This is a genomic window from Cupriavidus sp. 01T418, assembly GCF_056398885.1.
Genome location: NZ_JBFTQG010000078.1, coordinates 1 through 18,379, shown reverse-complemented (window position 1 = coordinate 18,379; position 18,379 = coordinate 1). Strand labels below are relative to the sequence as shown.

20 protein-coding genes and 2 pseudogenes are annotated in these 18,379 nt (G+C 59.4%); 13 read left to right on the top strand and 9 right to left on the bottom strand.

The genetic code is table 11. From position 1 onward, the window contains the following. Nucleotides 1-264: 264 nt before the first annotated feature. A complete protein-coding gene (locus AC1DQ3_RS35195; protein ID WP_477124709.1) occupies nucleotides 265-1,266 on the top strand; it encodes a Bug family tripartite tricarboxylate transporter substrate binding protein in 1,002 nt (333 codons plus the stop codon). Nucleotides 1,267-1,356: 90 nt separating this feature from the next. On the opposite strand, the gene AC1DQ3_RS35190 is transcribed toward AC1DQ3_RS35195, so the two are convergent. Then, complete coding sequence (locus AC1DQ3_RS35190; RefSeq protein ID WP_477124711.1) at nucleotides 1,357-2,712, bottom strand: MATE family efflux transporter; 1,356 nt, start codon at nucleotides 2,710-2,712, stop codon at nucleotides 1,357-1,359. On the opposite strand from AC1DQ3_RS35190, the gene AC1DQ3_RS35185 reads away from it, so the two are divergent. Both AC1DQ3_RS35185 and AC1DQ3_RS35180 read left to right on the top strand, forming a co-directional pair. Beyond that, entirely contained in the window at nucleotides 2,675-2,800 is a 126-nt protein-coding gene (locus tag AC1DQ3_RS35185; protein WP_477124712.1) for a hypothetical protein, read from the top strand. The two genes, AC1DQ3_RS35190 and AC1DQ3_RS35185, sit on opposite strands and share 38 nt — an antisense overlap. 151 nt (nucleotides 2,801-2,951) lie before the next feature. Then, nucleotides 2,952-3,425 (top strand): MarR family winged helix-turn-helix transcriptional regulator, encoded by a 474-nt coding sequence (locus AC1DQ3_RS35180; RefSeq protein ID WP_477124708.1) that lies wholly within the window; start codon nucleotides 2,952-2,954, stop codon nucleotides 3,423-3,425. A 336-nt stretch (nucleotides 3,426-3,761) separates the two neighbouring features. Here AC1DQ3_RS35180 and AC1DQ3_RS35175 read toward each other — a convergent pair. Further along, nucleotides 3,762-4,007, bottom strand: a pseudogene (locus tag AC1DQ3_RS35175) (porin); the annotation flags it as partial. 35 nt (nucleotides 4,008-4,042) lie between these two features. Here AC1DQ3_RS35175 and pstS point away from each other — a divergent pair. Next, nucleotides 4,043-5,110, top strand: a complete 1,068-nt coding sequence (pstS, locus tag AC1DQ3_RS35170) for a phosphate ABC transporter substrate-binding protein PstS (protein ID WP_477124707.1) — start codon at nucleotides 4,043-4,045, stop codon at nucleotides 5,108-5,110. A gap of 400 nt (nucleotides 5,111-5,510) precedes the next feature. Further along, nucleotides 5,511-5,681, top strand: coding sequence for a hypothetical protein (locus AC1DQ3_RS35165; RefSeq protein WP_477124706.1), 171 nt, complete (start codon nucleotides 5,511-5,513; stop codon nucleotides 5,679-5,681). 139 nt (nucleotides 5,682-5,820) lie between these two features. Here AC1DQ3_RS35165 and AC1DQ3_RS35160 read toward each other — a convergent pair whose 3' ends face one another. Continuing rightward, nucleotides 5,821-7,788 carry a PAS domain-containing hybrid sensor histidine kinase/response regulator gene (locus tag AC1DQ3_RS35160; protein WP_477124705.1) on the bottom strand — a complete coding sequence of 656 codons (1,968 nt, stop codon included), beginning with the start codon at nucleotides 7,786-7,788 and terminating at the stop codon, nucleotides 5,821-5,823. 457 nt (nucleotides 7,789-8,245) lie between these two features. On the opposite strand from AC1DQ3_RS35160, the gene AC1DQ3_RS35155 reads away from it, so the two are divergent. The 3 genes from AC1DQ3_RS35155 to AC1DQ3_RS35145 all read left to right on the top strand — a co-directional run bounded on the left by AC1DQ3_RS35155 (nucleotide 8,246) and on the right by AC1DQ3_RS35145 (nucleotide 9,753). After that, on the top strand, nucleotides 8,246-8,689 hold the full coding sequence (locus AC1DQ3_RS35155) for a GNAT family N-acetyltransferase (RefSeq protein ID WP_477124704.1): 444 nt from the start codon (nucleotides 8,246-8,248) through the stop codon (nucleotides 8,687-8,689). Between the two features lie 206 nt (nucleotides 8,690-8,895). Beyond that, nucleotides 8,896-9,162: a PepSY domain-containing protein gene (locus AC1DQ3_RS35150; protein WP_477124703.1), complete on the top strand. Its 267-nt coding sequence runs from the start codon at nucleotides 8,896-8,898 to the stop codon at nucleotides 9,160-9,162. An 18-nt stretch (nucleotides 9,163-9,180) separates the two neighbouring features. After that, entirely contained in the window at nucleotides 9,181-9,753 is a 573-nt protein-coding gene (locus AC1DQ3_RS35145; RefSeq protein ID WP_477124702.1) for a cytochrome b/b6 domain-containing protein, read from the top strand. A gap of 195 nt (nucleotides 9,754-9,948) precedes the next feature. Here AC1DQ3_RS35145 and AC1DQ3_RS35140 read toward each other — a convergent pair whose 3' ends face one another. Both AC1DQ3_RS35140 and AC1DQ3_RS35135 read right to left on the bottom strand, forming a co-directional pair. After that, nucleotides 9,949-10,119 carry a DUF417 family protein gene (locus tag AC1DQ3_RS35140; RefSeq protein ID WP_477124710.1) on the bottom strand — a complete coding sequence of 57 codons (171 nt, stop codon included), beginning with the start codon at nucleotides 10,117-10,119 and terminating at the stop codon, nucleotides 9,949-9,951. Between the two features lie 15 nt (nucleotides 10,120-10,134). Further along, on the bottom strand, nucleotides 10,135-10,677 hold the full coding sequence (locus tag AC1DQ3_RS35135) for a phasin family protein (protein ID WP_477124701.1): 543 nt from the start codon (nucleotides 10,675-10,677) through the stop codon (nucleotides 10,135-10,137). A gap of 823 nt (nucleotides 10,678-11,500) precedes the next feature. Between AC1DQ3_RS35135 and AC1DQ3_RS35130 the strand changes: the two genes are divergently transcribed. Genes AC1DQ3_RS35130 through AC1DQ3_RS35120 form a run of 3 tightly spaced genes read left to right on the top strand, consistent with a single transcriptional unit; the run spans nucleotide 11,501 to nucleotide 13,370 of the window. Next, nucleotides 11,501-12,172, top strand: coding sequence for a peroxiredoxin-like family protein (locus AC1DQ3_RS35130; RefSeq protein ID WP_477124700.1), 672 nt, complete (start codon nucleotides 11,501-11,503; stop codon nucleotides 12,170-12,172). A 21-nt stretch (nucleotides 12,173-12,193) separates the two neighbouring features. Continuing rightward, entirely contained in the window at nucleotides 12,194-12,571 is a 378-nt protein-coding gene (locus AC1DQ3_RS35125) for a glutathione S-transferase family protein (protein WP_477124699.1), read from the top strand. Between the two features lie 49 nt (nucleotides 12,572-12,620). Then, nucleotides 12,621-13,370 carry an SDR family NAD(P)-dependent oxidoreductase gene (locus tag AC1DQ3_RS35120; RefSeq protein ID WP_477124698.1) on the top strand — a complete coding sequence of 250 codons (750 nt, stop codon included), beginning with the start codon at nucleotides 12,621-12,623 and terminating at the stop codon, nucleotides 13,368-13,370. 109 nt (nucleotides 13,371-13,479) lie between these two features. Here the strand turns inward: AC1DQ3_RS35120 and AC1DQ3_RS35115 are convergent, their stop codons facing one another. Continuing rightward, nucleotides 13,480-14,373, bottom strand: a complete 894-nt coding sequence (locus tag AC1DQ3_RS35115) for a LysR family transcriptional regulator (RefSeq protein WP_477124697.1) — start codon at nucleotides 14,371-14,373, stop codon at nucleotides 13,480-13,482. Nucleotides 14,374-14,506: 133 nt separating this feature from the next. Next, nucleotides 14,507-15,274 carry an SDR family oxidoreductase gene (locus AC1DQ3_RS35110; protein ID WP_477124696.1) on the bottom strand — a complete coding sequence of 256 codons (768 nt, stop codon included), beginning with the start codon at nucleotides 15,272-15,274 and terminating at the stop codon, nucleotides 14,507-14,509. A 318-nt stretch (nucleotides 15,275-15,592) separates the two neighbouring features. On the opposite strand from AC1DQ3_RS35110, the gene AC1DQ3_RS35105 reads away from it, so the two are divergent. Further along, nucleotides 15,593-16,312: an SDR family oxidoreductase gene (locus AC1DQ3_RS35105; RefSeq protein ID WP_477124695.1), complete on the top strand. Its 720-nt coding sequence runs from the start codon at nucleotides 15,593-15,595 to the stop codon at nucleotides 16,310-16,312. Nucleotides 16,313-16,331: 19 nt separating this feature from the next. Here AC1DQ3_RS35105 and AC1DQ3_RS35100 read toward each other — a convergent pair whose 3' ends face one another. Beyond that, nucleotides 16,332-17,354: a cupin domain-containing protein gene (locus AC1DQ3_RS35100; RefSeq protein ID WP_477124694.1), complete on the bottom strand. Its 1,023-nt coding sequence runs from the start codon at nucleotides 17,352-17,354 to the stop codon at nucleotides 16,332-16,334. A 144-nt stretch (nucleotides 17,355-17,498) separates the two neighbouring features. On the opposite strand from AC1DQ3_RS35100, the gene AC1DQ3_RS35095 reads away from it, so the two are divergent. Continuing rightward, nucleotides 17,499-18,038 (top strand): carboxymuconolactone decarboxylase family protein, encoded by a 540-nt coding sequence (locus AC1DQ3_RS35095; protein WP_477124693.1) that lies wholly within the window; start codon nucleotides 17,499-17,501, stop codon nucleotides 18,036-18,038. Between the two features lie 87 nt (nucleotides 18,039-18,125). On the opposite strand, the pseudogene AC1DQ3_RS35090 reads toward AC1DQ3_RS35095, so the two are convergent. Further along, nucleotides 18,126-18,379: pseudogene (locus AC1DQ3_RS35090) on the bottom strand (hypothetical protein); the annotation flags it as partial.

Sequence of the window (18,379 nt, the reverse complement as noted above, 5' to 3'; positions counted from 1 at the left end):
CGGGTGCCGAGATCGGATCTTCCTGTCCGAGTGGAGCAGATGATCGAATTTTCCATCGCCCTGTTCCTCAGCGCTGTCACGTCCGGGCCCGAGCACCTCCAGCGGGTCGCCGAACTGCTACCTGCCTCACGCAAGCACATTGCGGCGTAACGCCGCCGAAGCCCTCTGAACGGCAGCAGGCAACACGCATGCCAAATTAGTTCTTGTCTCCTTTAAGTTAACATTGCTAACATAATCGCATACCTACGACAAGGAGACACGACCATGCCCATTCAATACACGCGCCGACAACTATTGCAGGCTGCCCTTGGGGCGGCGCCGGCACTGTGGTATCCATCCCTTCTTCTGGCTGAAACGCGATACCCGAGCAAGCCAGTCGTCATCAAGGTTGCTTTCCCGGCCGGGGGGCCCGCAGACGCGTCGATTCGCGCCGCGGCAGTGGTCATGCAGAAGAATCTCGCGCAGAACGTCCTTGCGGATAACTTGCCAGKGGCAAGCGGATCCATCTGCGCGATGAACGTACTCCGAAGCCCAAGTGACGGCTACACACTTTTGGGCACCACTGGTATTGACTTCCTGGTGGCACCGCTTAGCGTCGCCTCCGCCAAGTATCATCCGGACCGCTTCAAGCTTCTTGGCTTGACGGGTATCTCTGACTTCATTCTTGTCTCGAGCCCTGCCCTGTCATTCAAGAACGTCGACGAGCTCATTACCTTTGCAAAGAACCCGGCCAATCGCAAACTCTCCATCGCGCATTGGGGCCCCGGTTCCGCACCCCACCTGGTCGGTGCGGACTTTCAAGCCAGAACAGGCATTCAGTTCCTGGAGGTTCCCTATAAGGGTGCGGCGCCGGTGACGAATGACATTGCCGGTGCGCAAATCGATCTCACCTTCATTCCCATGGGCGGCCCGACCTTTGGCATGATCAAGACAGGGCGATTCAAACCCATCGGCGTGGCCAGCAAACGACGTAATCCGTTCTTGCCTAACGTGCCCGTGCTTGCCGAAAGCAAATACCTTGCAGATTTCGAGCATAGCCAGTGGGCTGGCGTGCTTGCCCCACCCGAGACCCCCGATCCCCTGGTGGCGCGCCTGAACGAAGCACTGAATGCATGGATCCTCAGCCCCGAGAACCGCGCTCGCATTGAATCCAATCTTGCGCGGACCCTGGAGTCGATGACGGTGCCCCAAGCCCAAGCATTCCTGAAGACTGAGCACGCGAAGTTCACACGCATTGCGCAGAATCTCAAGATCGGTCCGCAATAGGCTCAATAGGCTCAATAGGCCGAAGTAAACAGATGGTTCAGCGCCTCACCCGAGAGCGTCAGCCACCCGGGCGGGGCTACTAGCTATCATCTATCGACGGCCTGCGGCACCTGCTGCCCCACCTTGACGAGATTCGGCCCAGGCACCTGCGAGGATCGACCAGACGATGGACGCGCCATAGACCACCATGGCCAGCGCACCCAGGGCGAAGTATTGCGCGAGCGACGCACCGTAGGCCAACGCCACGGCTCCACCACCGGCGAACAGGAAAAGACGTAACGCGCCGCCAATCAGCGGCCATTTGAGGCGTCCCGCGCCTTGGGAGGCGAAGTACAGCGAGAATCCCAGCGCGAAGAAGCCATAGAATGGTCCGACGATGCGCAGGTAGAGCGTCCCGGTCTCAAGCAGTTGTGCATCGGACCCGAAAAGGCGCATCCAGGCCTGTGGCCACAGCGCTGCGGCCAGCCCCACGATTTCGGCAAGCGCGAAGGCCATGCAGCCGCCGTGGATGGCAATGCGCCTGGCACGATCCAACTGGCCTGCACCGATATTGGCGCCGACCAGCGCAACCATCGGGGCGCCCAGGCCGAAAGCAATCGGGATCAGCAAGTATTCGAGACGCGCAGCGGTGGCATAGCCTGCCAGCGCCGCGGTGCCGCCGTAGTGCCCGACCTGGGCTGTCGTCACGGCGATCAATGCGTTGGTGAGGACGGGGTTCAGGCACGCAAGCCCGCCGACCACGAGAATGCTGCGCATCGGCGCCCAGTGCAGCGTGCCGACGGACAAGCGCGCGGCGCAACGACGCGACATGCAGTACCAGCCCAGCGTCAGCGTGCCCGCCGCGTAGTACACCAAAAGTGCCCATGCACCGCCTGCCACGCCCAGCCTGGGGAATGGGCCGAGACCGAAAATCAGACACGGCGACAAGGGGATCATCAACGCAGCGCCGAGGCATATCACGATGCCCGGCATGGACATGTTTCCCGTACCGCGAATCACGCTGGCAAGGGCGTTCATTGCCCACATAAGCGGCAATGCGGCGAAAAGCACGCGGCCATATGTGCAGGCAGCATCCAGCGGTGCGCCATGCGCGCCGAGCAACGAAAACAGCGGCCGCGCCCCTACGAACAATAGCAGTGCGAAGATCGTTCCAACCAGGACATTGATCGCCAGGGCATGGCGCGCGAGTTGTTCCACCAGGGGGGCATTACCGGCCCCAAGGGCGCGTGCCACTGCGGAAGAGATGCCTCCGCCCATTGCGCCCTGCGACATATTTTGCATCAGCATCAGCACGGGTGTCACCACCGCGACACCTGCCAGCACGTCTGTGCCAAGTTTGGCGAGGAACCAGGTCTCGATCAATCCAGTGGACGACTGGGCCAGCATCATCAGCATATTTGACCAGCTCATGCTGGCCAACATCGGGACGATTGGCGCCTCCAGCATCGACCGCAGGCGCGAATTGGCAGCGCGCGGCATTGCGGAGCTGGTTGAAACCATGGTCATGTGCTGCCTCCCTGAACTGCAACTATGAGATGCCAAGATGTTTGCATATACACGCACTTAAATTTACTTGCATATGCATGCATTCGTCAAGTATCGATTACAATGAAGGAAGTTCGTCGCACCGCGCGCGGCGCACTGATACTGGAGGCGAGTAGGACGCCTGGAGGGGGAAACCGACAATGCCGTCATCGATTCTGAAAGATCCCCTGGTCTGCAATGGCGCCGCGCTGCGCAAGGCAAACCGACGCATTACGCAACTTTATGACGCGGCGCTGGCACCGTGCGGGCTAAGCGTCTCGCAACGCTCGATCCTCTTGCATATTTCGCGAGGTAACCGTCCCACCATGACGGAACTCGCCCATGCCATGGTGCTGGACCGTTCTGCGTTGGCACGCAATATCCAGCCGCTTGAGCGCGATGGGTACCTGATACAGATTCGTGACGAAAAGGACGGCCGCAGCAGGCGGGTGGAGATGACGGAGGTGGGACGTGCGAAGTTAGCCGAATCGAACCCGCTGTGGCGACGCGCACAGGTTCGTTTTGAGACGGTTTATGGGACAGAGCGCGCGGTTGCACTGCGTTTCGCGCTAGCCGAGATCTACTCGGATGAATTCGCCGAAGCGTTCAACAGCGGTACGCCCCTGCATCCATGATGCGGACAGGCGTGCCTCACACTACTTGCTGTCCTTTCGCGCATGAGGGGCTTCCTCCCTGCTCTCAAGGATTGTTCGCGGACATATCGCACCGGAGCGCTGGGCATGCAGGCCCCCCCCCTGCAAGCGGAGATCTTCCAGCAATTCGTCGCGAGGAAAGCGCGCTTGATCCTCTCGTCCTATGCTCCACACAAAGCCCTATCTCACCTTGCGCCTGCCGACCCAAAGGTCCCTCGCTGAGAACGTGCGGCGCGTCCGGGAACCGGAGGAAACATAGCGCGGCCTGATCCCTGTTCACGCCGCCCAGACCAGCACGGCTGTTTTCCGATGACAGACTCAGAACTTGTGGCGGATCCCCAGCGCAGCGCCAAGCATCGACTTCTGGCCGTTGCCCAGGGAATAGCTGTTGCCAAATGCCAGGCTGCTGGCGAACGCGGTGGAAGCCGTGTCCAGCATCAGGCCGGCGTTCTTCGCGTACGCTGTGGTGAGGTAGACGTCAGTCCGTTTGGAAAGGTTGTGGTTTGAAATACACGAAATCTGCCAGGGGTTGGCCACGCTAGTGTTACCGAACTGGTTCTTGAGAAGTACAATCAGGCCCAGACTTCCTCCTACCTCCCATGCTATACAAAGCCGCTCTCACTGTTGCCGCTCTAGTGCCATTTATATCGCCTCTGGCGAGCGCACAGGTTCATGGGGCAGGCTCAACTGCCGCTGCACCTGTCTACCAGATTTGGGCGGAATCGTACAAAGCGTCCACAGGCACAAATATCGCGTACGAAGCGGTGGGTTCGAGCGAGGGCATGAAGCGCATGCGCGAGGGGAGCATCGATTTTGGGGCGTCGGATGTGCCGCTGTCTGCGTCGGAAGCAAAGCGTGTGCATCTGGTGCTGGTGCCAACTGTGGTTACCGCGGCCGTTCCCGTGGTCAATCTTCCCTCTGTTGCCCAAGGCCAATTGCGTCTTACTGGCGACGTGCTGGCCAAGATTTTTCTGGGAAAGCTCGACGCGTGGGACGCTCCCGAAATTCAAGCGCTGAATCCCGGTATCTCTCTTCCCAGGCTGAAGATTCGACCGGTCGTACGCGCTGACGGTTCAGGAACGACCTTTCACTTCACGGATTATCTGAGCAATGTCAGCAATGACTGGAAGACTGCCTTTGGCACGAAGTCTTCCCTCTCCTGGCCGGCCGGTTTTCTGCCTGCAAAAGGAAGCGACGAGGTCGTCCGAGCGGTCCGAAGCAACCCTGGAACCATCGGCTACATCGACTACAACTACGTGCTCAACGCCGGCCTAAGCCCCGTTCAGTTACGCAACGCTGCAGGGAACTTCGTAACCGCTCAGGTCAACAGCTTTCGCGAGGCCGTGTTGAACAGCGACTGGAACAGAAAGGGCGATTTTTCCAGCAGCCTGGTCAACCGCCCGGGCCGGGACACATGGCCAATTACGATGGGCACGTTCATTGCGGTGCCCGAAATCAGTAAATCCGGAAAGCAAACGCTGGCTACGCTCCGGTTTGTCACCTGGGGATATTTGCACGGAGATGACTTGGCTCGACAGGCAAAGTTCGTCCCCCTACCGGAACGCGTTCAGGCTAATGCTTATCGCGAACTCGCACGAGTCACTGACGAGTCGGGTGCCATGATTGGGTTGCAAAGCATGGCGAGCACGCCCGGCATCAGACCATAAACGAGAACCATTCGACCTGAAATTTTCTGACGTGTAAGCGTGTCCTGAGCACCGTCTATTCATAGATGGGCCGCTTGGGCATTCTGATTCCCACCAGATCTGGTGGGAATCAGAACTTCTGCCTGCCTGTATTTCTTGGCAGTGGCAACCGGGGGCGCCAGAGGGTGGTGTCCTACATCACCGAACTAGTGGAGGGGGCTCCGCATGCAAGGCGCGCGGCGCCGGCGCAGCGGCAAACAGTTCGTGCGGTTAGGGCCGCCATTGCGGTGGCGCCACGATGACGTGCGTGTAAGAACAGGCCTACGTGCATCTCCGCCATCCCCCGATGCCTGTCGGCGGGTGCGCCGCCTAGATTGATCTTATGCCGCAGCCACAGCGGCGTTCTGCAAGGAGCTGTCTCATGTCATTTGCGCTCTTCCTCGTTGGACTGCTGCTGCTCGTCGGCGGTATTGCATGGGGTCTCGTTACGGCAGGTGTGGCCCTGGTCTACGTGGGCATCATAGGCGTCATCGTCCTCGGCCTGGGCATCATGGGGGCTGTTTCGCGTACGCGTACCAAAGATCCATCTTAGAGGTTTGAGGGCCTTACCGGCTCCGCCATAGGGCGCCGTCCGACAATGTTTTCGTCGTGCATATTGCACATTGCGGAATTCCCAGGGTAGCTACTCTGCCGCTTTGACCCGTGGCTCGCGCGGCGCCCGTGCGGCTCGCTCAAGGCCTTTGGTTCGTTCGAGGGCTATCCCCGATGGCCAATGTGTGCTCGACCAACTCCAGAATGGTAGGCAGTTCAATGGGCTTCACGACGTGGAAATCGAATCCCGCGTCGCGGCTTCGCTGATGATCGTCCGGCTGACCAAAACCTGTCATTGCTACAAGCCGCGTATCCGACAGCTGGGGTAGATTCTTGAGTGCACGGACCAGGGCATAGCCGCTCATGCCGGGCATCGCCAGGTCGATGAAGGCGATCTGTGGTCTGCATTTCTCGGCGATAGCCAGAGCATGGGGACCGTCGTAGGCGATTGTGGGAAGGTGCCCCTGAAGTTCCAAGAGCATGGCGAGGCTGTCCGCTGAGTCTCGGTTGTCGTCGACGATCAGGATCCGCAGGCTTGGCTTTGTTGCCTTCGCTGTTCCTGCGCCCGTGTCCAGGTGGAGGGCCGCGGGGCGGTACGGAAGCCGTATGGTGAAAGTACTTCCTTTGCCGAGTCCCTTGCTTGCCGCGGAAATCGTCCCGCCGTGAAGCTCGACCAGCGAGCGGCAAACCGATAGGCCAATTCCAAGGCCGCCCTCGTGACTACCGTGCCAACGGCGATCCTGCACGAAGAGATTGAAGACCGAATCGAGGGAATCCGGCGGCAGGCCGCAACCTTGATCGGTGATCGAGATCGTCAGTTGGCGACTAGCGGTGACCACGTTGACCTCTATCGAGGTAGATGGAGGGGAAAACTTGGATGCATTCAGAAGCAGATTCTGGACTATCTGAGTGAGCCGCGTGCGGTCCGCCTCCATCAAGGTTGGTGTAGTCGGCAGATTGAGCGATATCTCTTGCGAACGGGCATCAAGCGTGGGGCGCGCGGCCTCGACGCCGAGTTCGATGATCTCGCGGATGTCGACCGTCTCAATCCGGAGCTGGACCTTCCCAGCAGTGATGCGACCCACATCGAGCAGGTCATCCACCAGGCGGGTCAGGTGCGTGACCTGGCGATCAATCAAGGCGTGACAGCGGTCGACGACGCTCCGGTTCTCCGGTTGGACCGCAATGGCATTGACCGCGTTCCGAATGGGCGCGAGCGGGTTGCGCAACTCATGGGAGAGCGTCGCCAGGAACTCATTCATTCTCTGGCTGGAGGCCTCGAGCTCAGCAAGCCGCTTGCGCTCACTCATGTCACGCGTGACCTTGGCGAATCCCCGCAGCCTTCTCTCCGCGTCATAGACCGCTGTGATGATGACGTTCGCCCAAAACAGGGTGCCGTCCTTACGCACGCGCCAACCCTCGTCTTCGAGGCTACCCTCTCGCTCCGCCTGCAAAAGCTCCCTGGCCGGCTTTCCGGCAGCGATGTCTTCTGCCGGATAGAAAGTCGAAAAATGCCGCCCGATGATCTCATCGCGTCGATACCCCTTGATGCTTTCGGCGCCAGGATTCCAGGTCATGACGTTGCCTTGGGGATCAAGCAGGAAGATCGCGTACTCTTTCACGCCTTCCACCAGCAGGCGGAGAGTCTCCTCGCTTTGACGCAGCGCTTCTTCCATTCGCCGGCGCTCCGTCAGGTCGCGTGTGATTTTGGCGTAACCCCAGATTTCGCCATTGGGATGGCGCAACGCGGTGATGACAAAGTTCGACCAAAAGCGGGTGCCATCCTTACGCACGCGCCATCCTTCATCCTCGAGCCGCCCGCACCTGGCCGCTTCGCGCAACTCGTGCTCCGGCACACCCTGGGCGCGCTCTTCCTCCGTGTAGAACGCGGAAAAGTGCCTGCCAATGATCTCCCCGGGGGTGTAGCCCTTGATCTTTTCGGCGCCGGGATTCCAGCTCGTCACGCGGCCGGTCGGGTCGAGAAGGTAGATGGCATAGTTCTCGATGCCTTCAACGAGTAAGCGGTAGTGTTCGTCGAGAAGGGCGAAGGGGGGGGCGGAAGACACCGACTGGGTGGGATCAGTAGCGCCAGAATCGGGAACGGACATAGCTGGGGGCATCGAGTTTGTGGGGGCTGCAATGACAATACGCGCTTATCCTTTGTGGAATATAGGCCGCTTCCCGGCCCGGCACAATCCATGGCCTTCCCCCGCTTTTTTTGCGAGCGCAGCTGGCGGTCGGATTGCCTTGGGCGGGAGAAGCGTTGGACTACTTCCTGCATCGCGAATTGGCAGACGCATGTACACCTAGTCTCACGCTTCGTGGTCCGTCTGGTTGTCACGAGCAAGTAGGCAGAGTGGAGAAAGCCGCACCGCGAGTGGTCTCACAATCGCTTACAAGCCGATCGCATATTCGGTGATAGGCTTACCGCCATGACTGCCGACGATGGCGCATGACCATCTCGCTGTTAAGTGAAGAAGAAGACAAACATATGCCGTCAACATTACTAGAGCGTGCCGCAGGCTTCTCTTTGCCTAAGGGAGCGCAAGATGGAGACACTTCCTCATGTTGACCGACGTTCAACTACGTTCGGCCTCTCGCTCCGACTGGCAGCAAGTCGTTACATTGCTTGAGCGTTGCAGGCTGCCTGCCGCGGATATTGCCGAAATGATCGAGGCCTTCCACATTGCGGTGTGTGATGGCCACATCGTTGGCTGCGCAGCGACAGAGCACCATGGAGAGTCCATCCTCATCCGCTCGGTAGCAGTGGAACCCGAATACCGCGAAAGGGGCATCGCCAGCCGCTTGGTTGAGGCGCTCCTGATGCGGGCTCGCGGCACTGAGGCACGAGACGCCTATCTCCTGTCCACGGCGGCCCCAGCCTATTTCGCGCGTTGGGGATTCTCCCTTATCCCTGCCGAAGAAGCACCACCGGAAGTCACTGCTTCCAGCGCATTTCAGCGGGCCGCGCAAACGTCTGCACGCTGTATGCGATGCGAGTTGCGCTAGCGCAGACGTAGCCGATTGACGGCCCCGTTACCTCATCCTGCACGCCGACTGGCGCGGGCGAGCTTGGCGGGAGCGTCACCGCGAGTGGCATCGCTGGCACGATGACGAGGACTGACCTCCGGGTGCTGCTGGGAAACCTGTATTGCGAATCATTACCGGCTCCGATATGCTACGCAGCCATCTAAATACTGAATTGGAGACCTTCCATGCTGCGGATTGCCTTGCTCGTCCTCGCGGGCCTGTTCTCGACGGGAGCAATCGCCGGCGCCAAATGCGCCGCACATCCCAAAGCCGAATGGATGAAGGAAGCCGACGCCAAAGCGAAGATTGAGGCGCAAGGCTACAGCATCAAAAAATTCAAAGTGGATGGCAACTGCTACGAAATCTATGGCAGCACGAAGGAAGGCAAGAAGGCTGAGATTTACTATGACACCAAGACGCTGGATGTCGTGAAATCGGAAATCGAGAAATAACGGTAGCCGATTGAACACATGATAACGAGCACCGCGTCGGTACGTGTCTGGGATATTGTGGTTCGTCTGACCCATTGGACCGTAGCGGCGCTTGTGTTGTGGAACCTGTTCGAGGACTCCGGCGGACCGCTGCATCGCGCCACCGGATACGCGGCCACGGGCCTCGTCCTGTTTCGTATTCTCTGGGGCTTCATTGGCACGGAGCCCGCACGGTTTTCTACTTGGGTCCCCACGCCCTCCTGCGTCATCTCGGACCTCAAAGGAATCATTGCCCGCCGACCGCCACGGCATCTAAGTCATACACCGCTCGGTGCTTTGATGATGCTCACAATGTGGACGCTCATCCTTGCGCTTGCGGTGACGGGCTGGATGTCGAGACTAGATGCATTTTGGGGCGAAGATTGGCCAAAGGACGTGCATGGGCTATTGGCGGACTCATTGATGGTGCTGATAGTGGTACACGTCATTGCGGCCATCGCTATGAGCGTGGCTCACAAAGAGAACCTGATCGTCGCCATGCTGACTGGTAACAAACGACAGGATAGGGACCCGAGTGGCCTCATTGCAACCAAACGAATGACAAAAACATAGGCGCAACCCTTGTCCAGCAAGGGCTGCAGCCAGATTCAGCCGTGCAAGACACCTATCTGTTTGCGCGTTCCGCCGTTATGTTTTTTTACGGTCTGGGTCAGCCCCAAATTTTGGTTCGACCAAAAGCCCACCCTCTTCAAGCCATGGGCTGGGATAGACCACGTGTATCCTTCAGAAGGAAGGCCGAAACTATTGTCATCGCGGGAAATCGCCAGCGGCAGCTTCCCATGCGCCAGGAACGAATGGCATGATTGTAAGCGTAGCAACGAAGCTGAAAGTTGAACCAAGAGCCCCCAGCACCCGCAGTTTCTTATTCCAGAATCCCAAGAGCAATAGCGAGCCAAAGGTCCATTCTGCGGCCCCCAGGAATAGGCTCGCGCCTCAGGCCTCGGAATCCTCGACAGTGGTCGATTCTGAATCCACTTCAACGTCACCGAGGGTGACACTCGCAAGCTTAGCCGTTTCCTTCGTGACTTGCTGGACTGACTCGAAAGCGGTCTGGGCGGCGTGGATGGCCGACTTCACGATGGCCATTGTCGACTCCGAATCAACCGGGGCAGATTCTGAGACTTTCGCAAAGAAGGCCTGCAACTGCTCTGCGTTGGCGGCCTGGACCGCTTCAATGAACGTTGAGAAATCAAGCTGGGCGGCGCCGGAAATCTCGGAAAGTTGGCGGATGTAGCTCAGGAATTTCTCGTGCGCCGGCTTAAGGGTCTCATCCTGGAACGTCAGGATATCCTGAGTAGTCGTTGCAGATAGCGCCTTCAACGTAGCATTGGCGCCGTCAGCGAAACGGGCCTTACTCGTTTGCAGGTTCAGCGCGGCAAGCCGCTCCAAGCTCTCGAACACCTTAAGCGTTAGCCCATATAGGGTCTCCAGGCTCGCACGCTGCGCGGCGGCGATTTGGTCAGACGTGAGGAACATCTGCGTCTCCTTTGTCGCTTTCATTTTTGAGCCGACACTCTAGCCGCGGATGATGACAGCGCGGTGACCAATCGGCTCGGGGTTTACACCATGGGAATCATCGGACATGGAGTCTGGAGCGGCGAGGGGAGTCTCAGCCTTGCTCCCAGGCGCCGGATCGAAATTTCACGAGTGGCAAGAAGTTCATTTGACAGATCTACCAATGCATTGAGCGCCACCTCACAGCGTTGGAGACGGCCCACCATCGACCATCAGCTATCGCCCAAGCGCGAGTGATCCGACTCGAAGATAAACTGGCCTGAGTCGGTTGGGGCGTTCGGCTGATTTCGGCATCGCTCACCTCGCTCCTATCTCGATAGAGTTCCCGACCCGCGCCGCGTGTACCGCTGCCACCGGCAGCAGGCAGGCGCCCGCCTGTTTCCTATCGCTGAACGGAATCGTAGGCGCTGCCAGGGGAAAGCCAAGTCATTGCGTTTGAAGTCTGGTCTGCACGCAATTGAAAACGCTTCGACCCTGAAACAGCCAGCGCTGCGTGGGCGATTTCACACTACGCGGCGCCGGTTCGTGTACCTACACACCGCTCACTACGTGCGGGGCACCCGGCGGCCAGGACTGAGCCGAGAGAAGGAGATCCAACTTGCGGCACGCCTAAGCAGCGAAGGCAGGCTTTCCATTCGGTAGACGCCGGGCATTCCGCGAAAGAATGGGTGTTATTCGTCAGTGGTACCTACCGACGCAAGTCGTCTTATCCGAAGATAGTGCTCAAGACGAACCCAGTTCGCCTGTACCAGACGATACCCCACGCAACTAACGGAGACCCACCATGTCCCTTCAAGACAAACTCGACGCCTTCAAAGCAGACTTCAAGGCTGGCAAGCCGCCCTTCAACGCGCCGCCGGAGATTCACCCGATCATGGAACGTGCAACGGCAGAGCTCATCGCCAGCGGCCAGGCAGCGCGTGCGATCAAGGCCGGCGACCGTGCCCCGCAGTTCCAGTTGCTCGACCAGGAAGGCAACGAGGTATCTTCTGCAGAGCTCCTCGCACAGGGTCCGCTCATCGTGAGCTTTTACCGTGGCGTATGGTGCCCGTACTGCAATATCGAACTTCAGGCGCTGAATGAGGTACTTCCGAAGTTCAAGGCATTGGGCGCGAATGTCGTTGCCATCTCGCCGCAGACGGCGGTGAATAGCCGCAAATCGGTTCGCACGAACCAACTTGGCTTCCCTGTGCTGAGCGACGTCAAGAGTGAGACTGCCGCCGCCTTCGGCCTGCGCTTTAATCTGCCCGACTACCTCGTTGATCTGTACAAGATGCTCAAGAACGATCTGCCGGCGTTTAACGATGATCCGAGCTGGGTGTTGCCGATGCCGGCGCGTTACGTAATCGGCCAGGACGGCGTGGTGCTCTATTCCGAAGTGAATCCCGATTACACGCATCGCCCTGATCCTTCGGAGATCTTCCCTGTTCTTGAGAAGGCGGCGCAGCGCGCCTGAGATTGTGCTCGCCGGCAGGCTGTGAACGTGCGGCAGGGCGAGCAAAAAAGCGAGAGCTTTCTCGAACTCAACCCCAATGGAAAGGTGCCCGTGCTTACCGACACCGACCGTGCGATTGTCCTGAGCGAATCAGCCGCAATCCTGGTCTACCTCGCAGAGAAACATGGCAAGCTTCTTTCGCGGAACCCTGTCACACGGGCACGGACCTTTGAGCAGCGCTTTGTACACGCGTCGGGATTGAGTCCGGCTTTCGGGCAAGCCGGTTACTTCCATAAGTTTGCGCCTGAACACCTTCCGCTCGCCGTTGAGCGGTTCGTCACCGAAGCCAAGCGGCAGCTGAACCTTCTTGATGGCGTTCTGGAGCACAAGGTCGAGAGCCTGATCCCTTTGGCCGCGTGACGATGTTGCGTGCGCGTTCCCGGGACAGACCGACTTCCAAGGAGATCTCATGGATCGACTATTAAACAAAACAGCCGTCATCACCGGCGGAAACAGCGGCATTGGCCTCGCCACCGCGAAGCGCTTTGTCGCCGAGGGTGCCTATGTCTTCATTGTCGGTCGCCGGCAGGAGCAACTCGAGCAGGCGGCCGCAGAAATCGGACGGAATGTCACGGCGGTCAAAGCCGATGTGACAAAGCTTGAGGACCTGGACCGACTCTACGCGATGGTGCGTGAGCAACGGGGAAGCATCGACGTACTATTTGCGAATTCCGGCGCAATTGAGCACAAAACACTTGAGGAGATTACGCCGGAACACTATGACAGGACGTTCGATGTCAACGTCCGGGGATTGATCTTCACCGTGCAGAAGGCACTTCCTCTGCTGCGAGATGGCGGCAGCGTGGTCCTGACGAGCTCGGTAGCCGGCGTCCTGGGATTACAAGCGCACGACACCTATAGTGCCGCCAAGGCAGCGGTACGGTCGCTCGCGAGGACATGGACCATTGAGTTGAAAGGTCGCGGCATTCGTGTCAACGCGGTAAGCCCAGGGGCGATCGACACGCCTATCATCGAAAGCCAGGTCTCCACACAGGAAGAAGCAGACGAGCTGCGTACGAAATTTGCAGCTGCGACGCCGCTGGGGCGCATCGGACGCCCTGAAGAGCTGGCAGCTGCCGTGTTATTTCTTGCATCAGACGACAGCAGCTATGTAGCCGGCATCGAGCTGTTTGTGGATGGTGGATTGACACAGGTCTAAGCGCGATCAAGGATGGATGCCGCGGCAATTTCGCGGCATCTCTATCGCGCTGGGCGAGTCCATCTCTCCCTGCGTCGTTTAGTCCAGGCGAAAGCGACTTGCCATAGCCTCAGGGAGACTTTGCGGCCAACGTTGTCTCAACGAACGCCACGAACGCCCGGGCCTTTGAAGTTACCAGTCGTCCGGACGGAAAAAGCGCCCAGAGATCTATGGGCGGCAATCTCCAGTCCGTGAGTACGGCCCGGACTTTGCCTGCCGAAAGCTCGGGAGAAAACATCCATTGCGAGGCAACGGCGAGACCGATATCTCCAAGTACCGCGGTCCGAATCCCTTCCGCCGCGCTGACGCGGACCCTCCCCGAAACGACCACCGAGACCTCTCTGCTTCCCTGACTGAAAGACCACGTTTCGCCGCCCCCACGCTGCGAGTAAACTATCGCCTCGTGCTGGCTAAGGTCGGCCGGTGTCGCCGGGACGCCGGCCACCTCGAAATATCGCGGCGTGCCGACTACAACTCTGGGACTCTGCGCGATATGGCGCGCCGTCATGCTGGAGTCCTCCAGCGAACCCATGCGGAATGCCACGTCCACGCCCTCTTCCAACAGATCGACATTCCTGTCGTCCAGCAGAATATCTATCTCGAGCTGCGGGTGCTCATCCATGAACGCTTTCAGCGCAGGCAGAATATGCAGGCGCGCGAATGTAACCGCCGCACATATGCGAAGTCGGCCGGAAAGACCCGCCGATGAATCCCGTGCCGCCTGCTCGGCCTCGCCTGCTTCCTCCAGCGCCCGTTTTGCGCGCTCATAGAATCTCAGCCCGGCATCTGTCGGCGTGAGACCACGTGTTGAGCGAAGGAGCAGCCGTGTACCAAGATACTCCTCAAGTTGCGCGACGGATTTTGAAACTGCCGGTTGGCCCAGGTTAAGCCGTTTTGCCGCGCCCGAGAAAGAACCTGCCTCGACGACGCTGACGAAGGTTTCCATTGCTCCAAAGCGGTCCATCCGTTTCTCCTTCCAGAATCATCGCTATTCTATTTGGAATGGCGCATCGCGTCTGCTCACGGTCGGACCGCGGGCGCTCCCTCGGTGGCAATGATGAAAGCATTCGAATGGTCGGATCAAGCGGACGTCGCGGCTAGGACGGGCGTGGCGCCGTGGCGGGCCATCCGCCGGAGAAATCAATCACCGCACCGGTCAGGAATCTTGCGTGGGTTGTAGCCAGGAACGAAACAACTTCACCGATCTCTTCCGGCCTCCCCAGCCTCCCTATCGGCACATGCGCATCAATGTAAGCCTTGCCGCGAGGGTTTTCCACAAAAACGGAGCGAGGATAATAGGCCTCGCTGTAGAGAAAATTTGGCGCGATCGCATTGATCGCGATGTTGTCTGGCGCCAGTTCCACAGAGAGCGACCGCACAAGCGCATTGGCTGCCGCACGCGCTGCATCGGGAACAGCGCCACCTGCGATCGGCGAGCGCGTGCGGCACGACGTGATGAGGACAATATTCGCGCCACCCTGCCGCTTCAGCTTCGGGACGGCGGCCTGGAGCAGCGCAAACGGGCGCACCAATAACGCTTCCAGTGTGTTCCTGAGGTGGGTCAGTTCAGTAGTCGTGAATGCTGACTGCGGTGCGGGATAGTGATCATTGCTGACGAGCGCGTCAATGCGGCCTTCCTTCATCCAGACTGCTTCAATTAATTCGGCTGGGTGCTCCGCCTGAATCCTTTCAGTGCCAGGATGGTTGCGCAGGAAAGCGCTCCACGTTGCCGGTTCGCCAAACGCGCTGTCGTGTACCAGCACCCGAAATCCAGCTGCTATCAGCGCACTGCAGGCGGGTGGCCCAGCATAGTCTGCCGCGTTGGTAACGAGTGCGACCCGGTGTTTCTGCACGTCTTTTGCCATTTTCTACCCCTGATGGCCGCCAAAGAAGGCCCCTGCGCTCCTTCATGTGGCGTCGAAGTTGATGACAGATTTCGTAACCCGAACGGCTGCCACGATTTTACCTCCCACGCAGGGTTGCTCTGCGAGCCTGAATTTACTGTAGCGAGGCGAGAGGGGCGCGACTACATTCGCCGCGCCTTAATTCCTGTATCGCGGGGGGCACATGCAAAACTATGAATATTCCACTGGGGAATGGCTGTTATGCAGTCCGCCTGCCTTGTTGACCGAGGCACGCGCGCGGAAGATTCGTGGTGCAGTTCTACATTGAAGGAAGACCCCATGAAGACTCGTACATTCCTCATCACAGGCGCCAGCAAAGGTATCGGCCGCGCTTTGGCAGATCGTCTTGCTCACCGAGGCCACCAGGTAGTTGGCCTGGCTCGGAGCGCGGATGCATCGTTTCCCGGCAAGCTGGTTTCCGTCGACCTGTCTGACTTGCAACAGACCGAGGCTGCGCTTGGCGAGCTTCGCGGTACTTTCGAATTCGACGGACTTGTGAACAACGTGGGACTGGTCAGACCACAGCGAATCGGCGAGGTGCAGATAGGAGACCTCGATGCCGTTTTTGCCGCCAACCTCCATCCAGCGGTTCAGGCGATGCAGGCGCTTTTGCCGGGCATGCGTGAGGCCGGCTGGGGACGTGTCGTCAACATTTCGAGTCTGACGGTTCTGGGCGCACTCGAACGGACCGCATACGCCGCTGCAAAATCTGCCCTCCTCAGCTTCTCACGGTCCTGGGCACTGGAACTCGCAACCACGGGGATTACGGTTAACACCGTTGCCCCAGGGCCAACGGAAACAGAATTGTTCCGGAAGAACAGCGCACCGGGAAGTGCGGGGGAGAAGCGATTTCTTTCCAGTGTGCCGATGAATCGCTTCGGCAAACCCGATGAGATCGCTGCGGCAATTGAATTCCTGCTGTCAGAAGACGCTGCGTTCATCACAGGCCAGACGCTTTTCGTCGACGGCGGCGCGTCGGTCGGAAAGTCGCTGGTCTAGGGCTGTCGGCGCAAGCTCGCTACTCCGTTGGCTCGTACCCGGCTGCGGTCGACTCTTCCAAAGGAAGACCATCGTCATCGGCACGCTCATCCGCGTGCGACGGAGCGCCGATGGTTCGACGCCACTGGGCGGGCGTCATGCCCAGCAACTCTGTAAATGCCCGCCGGAATGCAGCGACCGATTGATATCCGACAGCTTCTGCCACCGCCTCCGTCTTCGTCATGGGATTCTTTAGCGCGTTTGCCGCGAGACTCATTCGAACGGCAAGCAGCAGGCCATGGGCAGTGCGCCCAAAGCTGTGCTGGAACTGCCGCATGAACGTCGCGCGCGACATATTGCAGCGCCGTGCCAGCTCGGGCACCGTCCACGGAAACGCGGGCTCGTTGAAGATCGCGGCAATCGCTGGGGCTAGCCGCGGATGCCCTGCCAAACCCAGAAGGCCCGTAGGGGGTTGGTCCGATTCGCTCGCCAGACGCATGCTCAGTGCAAACAACATCGTCGACAGCGCGTTGAGCATCGCATGCCCGCCCAGGCGAAATCCCTGGGATTCGCCTCGCATCAGTTCCATCAGGCTGGTGAGTCGCGCCCGCGTGCCGCCTGCCGGCTCGGATGCCGAGGCTCTGACCACAAGCGCTGTCGGCAGGAACTCGCGCGCCAGCCGGTCATGCGGCGGCGCGACAAAGAAGCGGCCGCAGAGCATGTCGAGCCGTTCCCCCTGGCCGTCATTCTCACTGACTGTCACGTTGACGTCGCTTCGCTCGCGTGCGGGCCCGGCCTGGCGGCCACTGCCGTCGTGGAGCGCGTGTGCCGAGCCGTGCGGCAACAGCACGATATCCCCCGCCTGAAGCACGACTGGCGCGGTGCTGGCCGGCCCTTCGAGGATCGCCGAGCCGTTGAGCACGACATGGTACGGAATCTCGCCCGGTTGAAAGTCCTCGTAGACGATGCGCCATGGCGAGCCGTAGGCACATCGGACGTCGAGTTGACCTGTGACAGTCATGATTTCGAGCAGTCTGCTCAGCCAGTCTTTGGGAGGGGACATGATTCCGCGACGATGACGATGACGATGACGATGACGATGACGATGATACTTTAGAGCATTCTAATGAGCATTCAAGGCCTCGGCAAGATCATTCTGCGTACCTACACTAGAGCCTCACCTAACCGATCTCTTCAGGAGTCAATCATGAGCCGTATCACCGTGCCGGCAGTCGATTCAGCAGTTGGTGCCACCGCTGAAGTCTACGCACAGGTCAAGCGGGCGACGGGCGGAAGCGTCCCCAACCTCTTCGCAGCGCTCGGGCACATTGCGCCCGCCACGCTCAAGGCAGTACTGAACGCCGAGGGTGCTCTCGCAACCGGCGGCCTCAGCAAGCAAGACCTGGAGACGATCAAGCTGCTGGTCAGCGAACTGACTGGCTGTGACTACTGCGTTGCCGCACACGTCATGCTGGGCAAGATGGTCGGGCTGTCGCCCGAAACGGTTCGCCACATTCGTGCAGGCGAGTCCACCGGCGACGCGAAGCGTGACGCGCTGATTCAGTTCGTTCGCACGATCCAGGAGACGAGCGGGACCCTCAACGCTGAGGAATTCATCGCCATCCGCAACGCGGGGTACAACGATGCGCAACTGGCGGACATCGCGCTAACGATCGGCCTGACCGTGTTCACCAACACGTTCAATCGCGTCAACGACACGGACCTGGATTTCCCTCCAGCGAACTGACGTGGCAGCCGGGGAGGACGAAGCGCGAGCCGTCCTCCCTTACTTTTCGCGCAAATGACCTGGTCCGTTGATCCGCCTCGGTGTCCGTCAACATTTACGCGGAAGTGCCCGGGTGGAGTCGATCGGCAGATTGTTGAATCTCGCTTCGAAATGCAAATGCGGCGCCGTAGCTCTCCCAGACTGGTCAACAGACCCTTCTATGAGCAGTCCCTTGTCAAGCCGTTTTGCAAACTGACTGATTGATCGATATACGAATCCTCCCTTATCGCGACAGAGCGGGTTGGCTCCGTTGCGGTGAAACACGATGGCCCGAAGCCGGGTCTTGCGCTCGTGAGAAATGA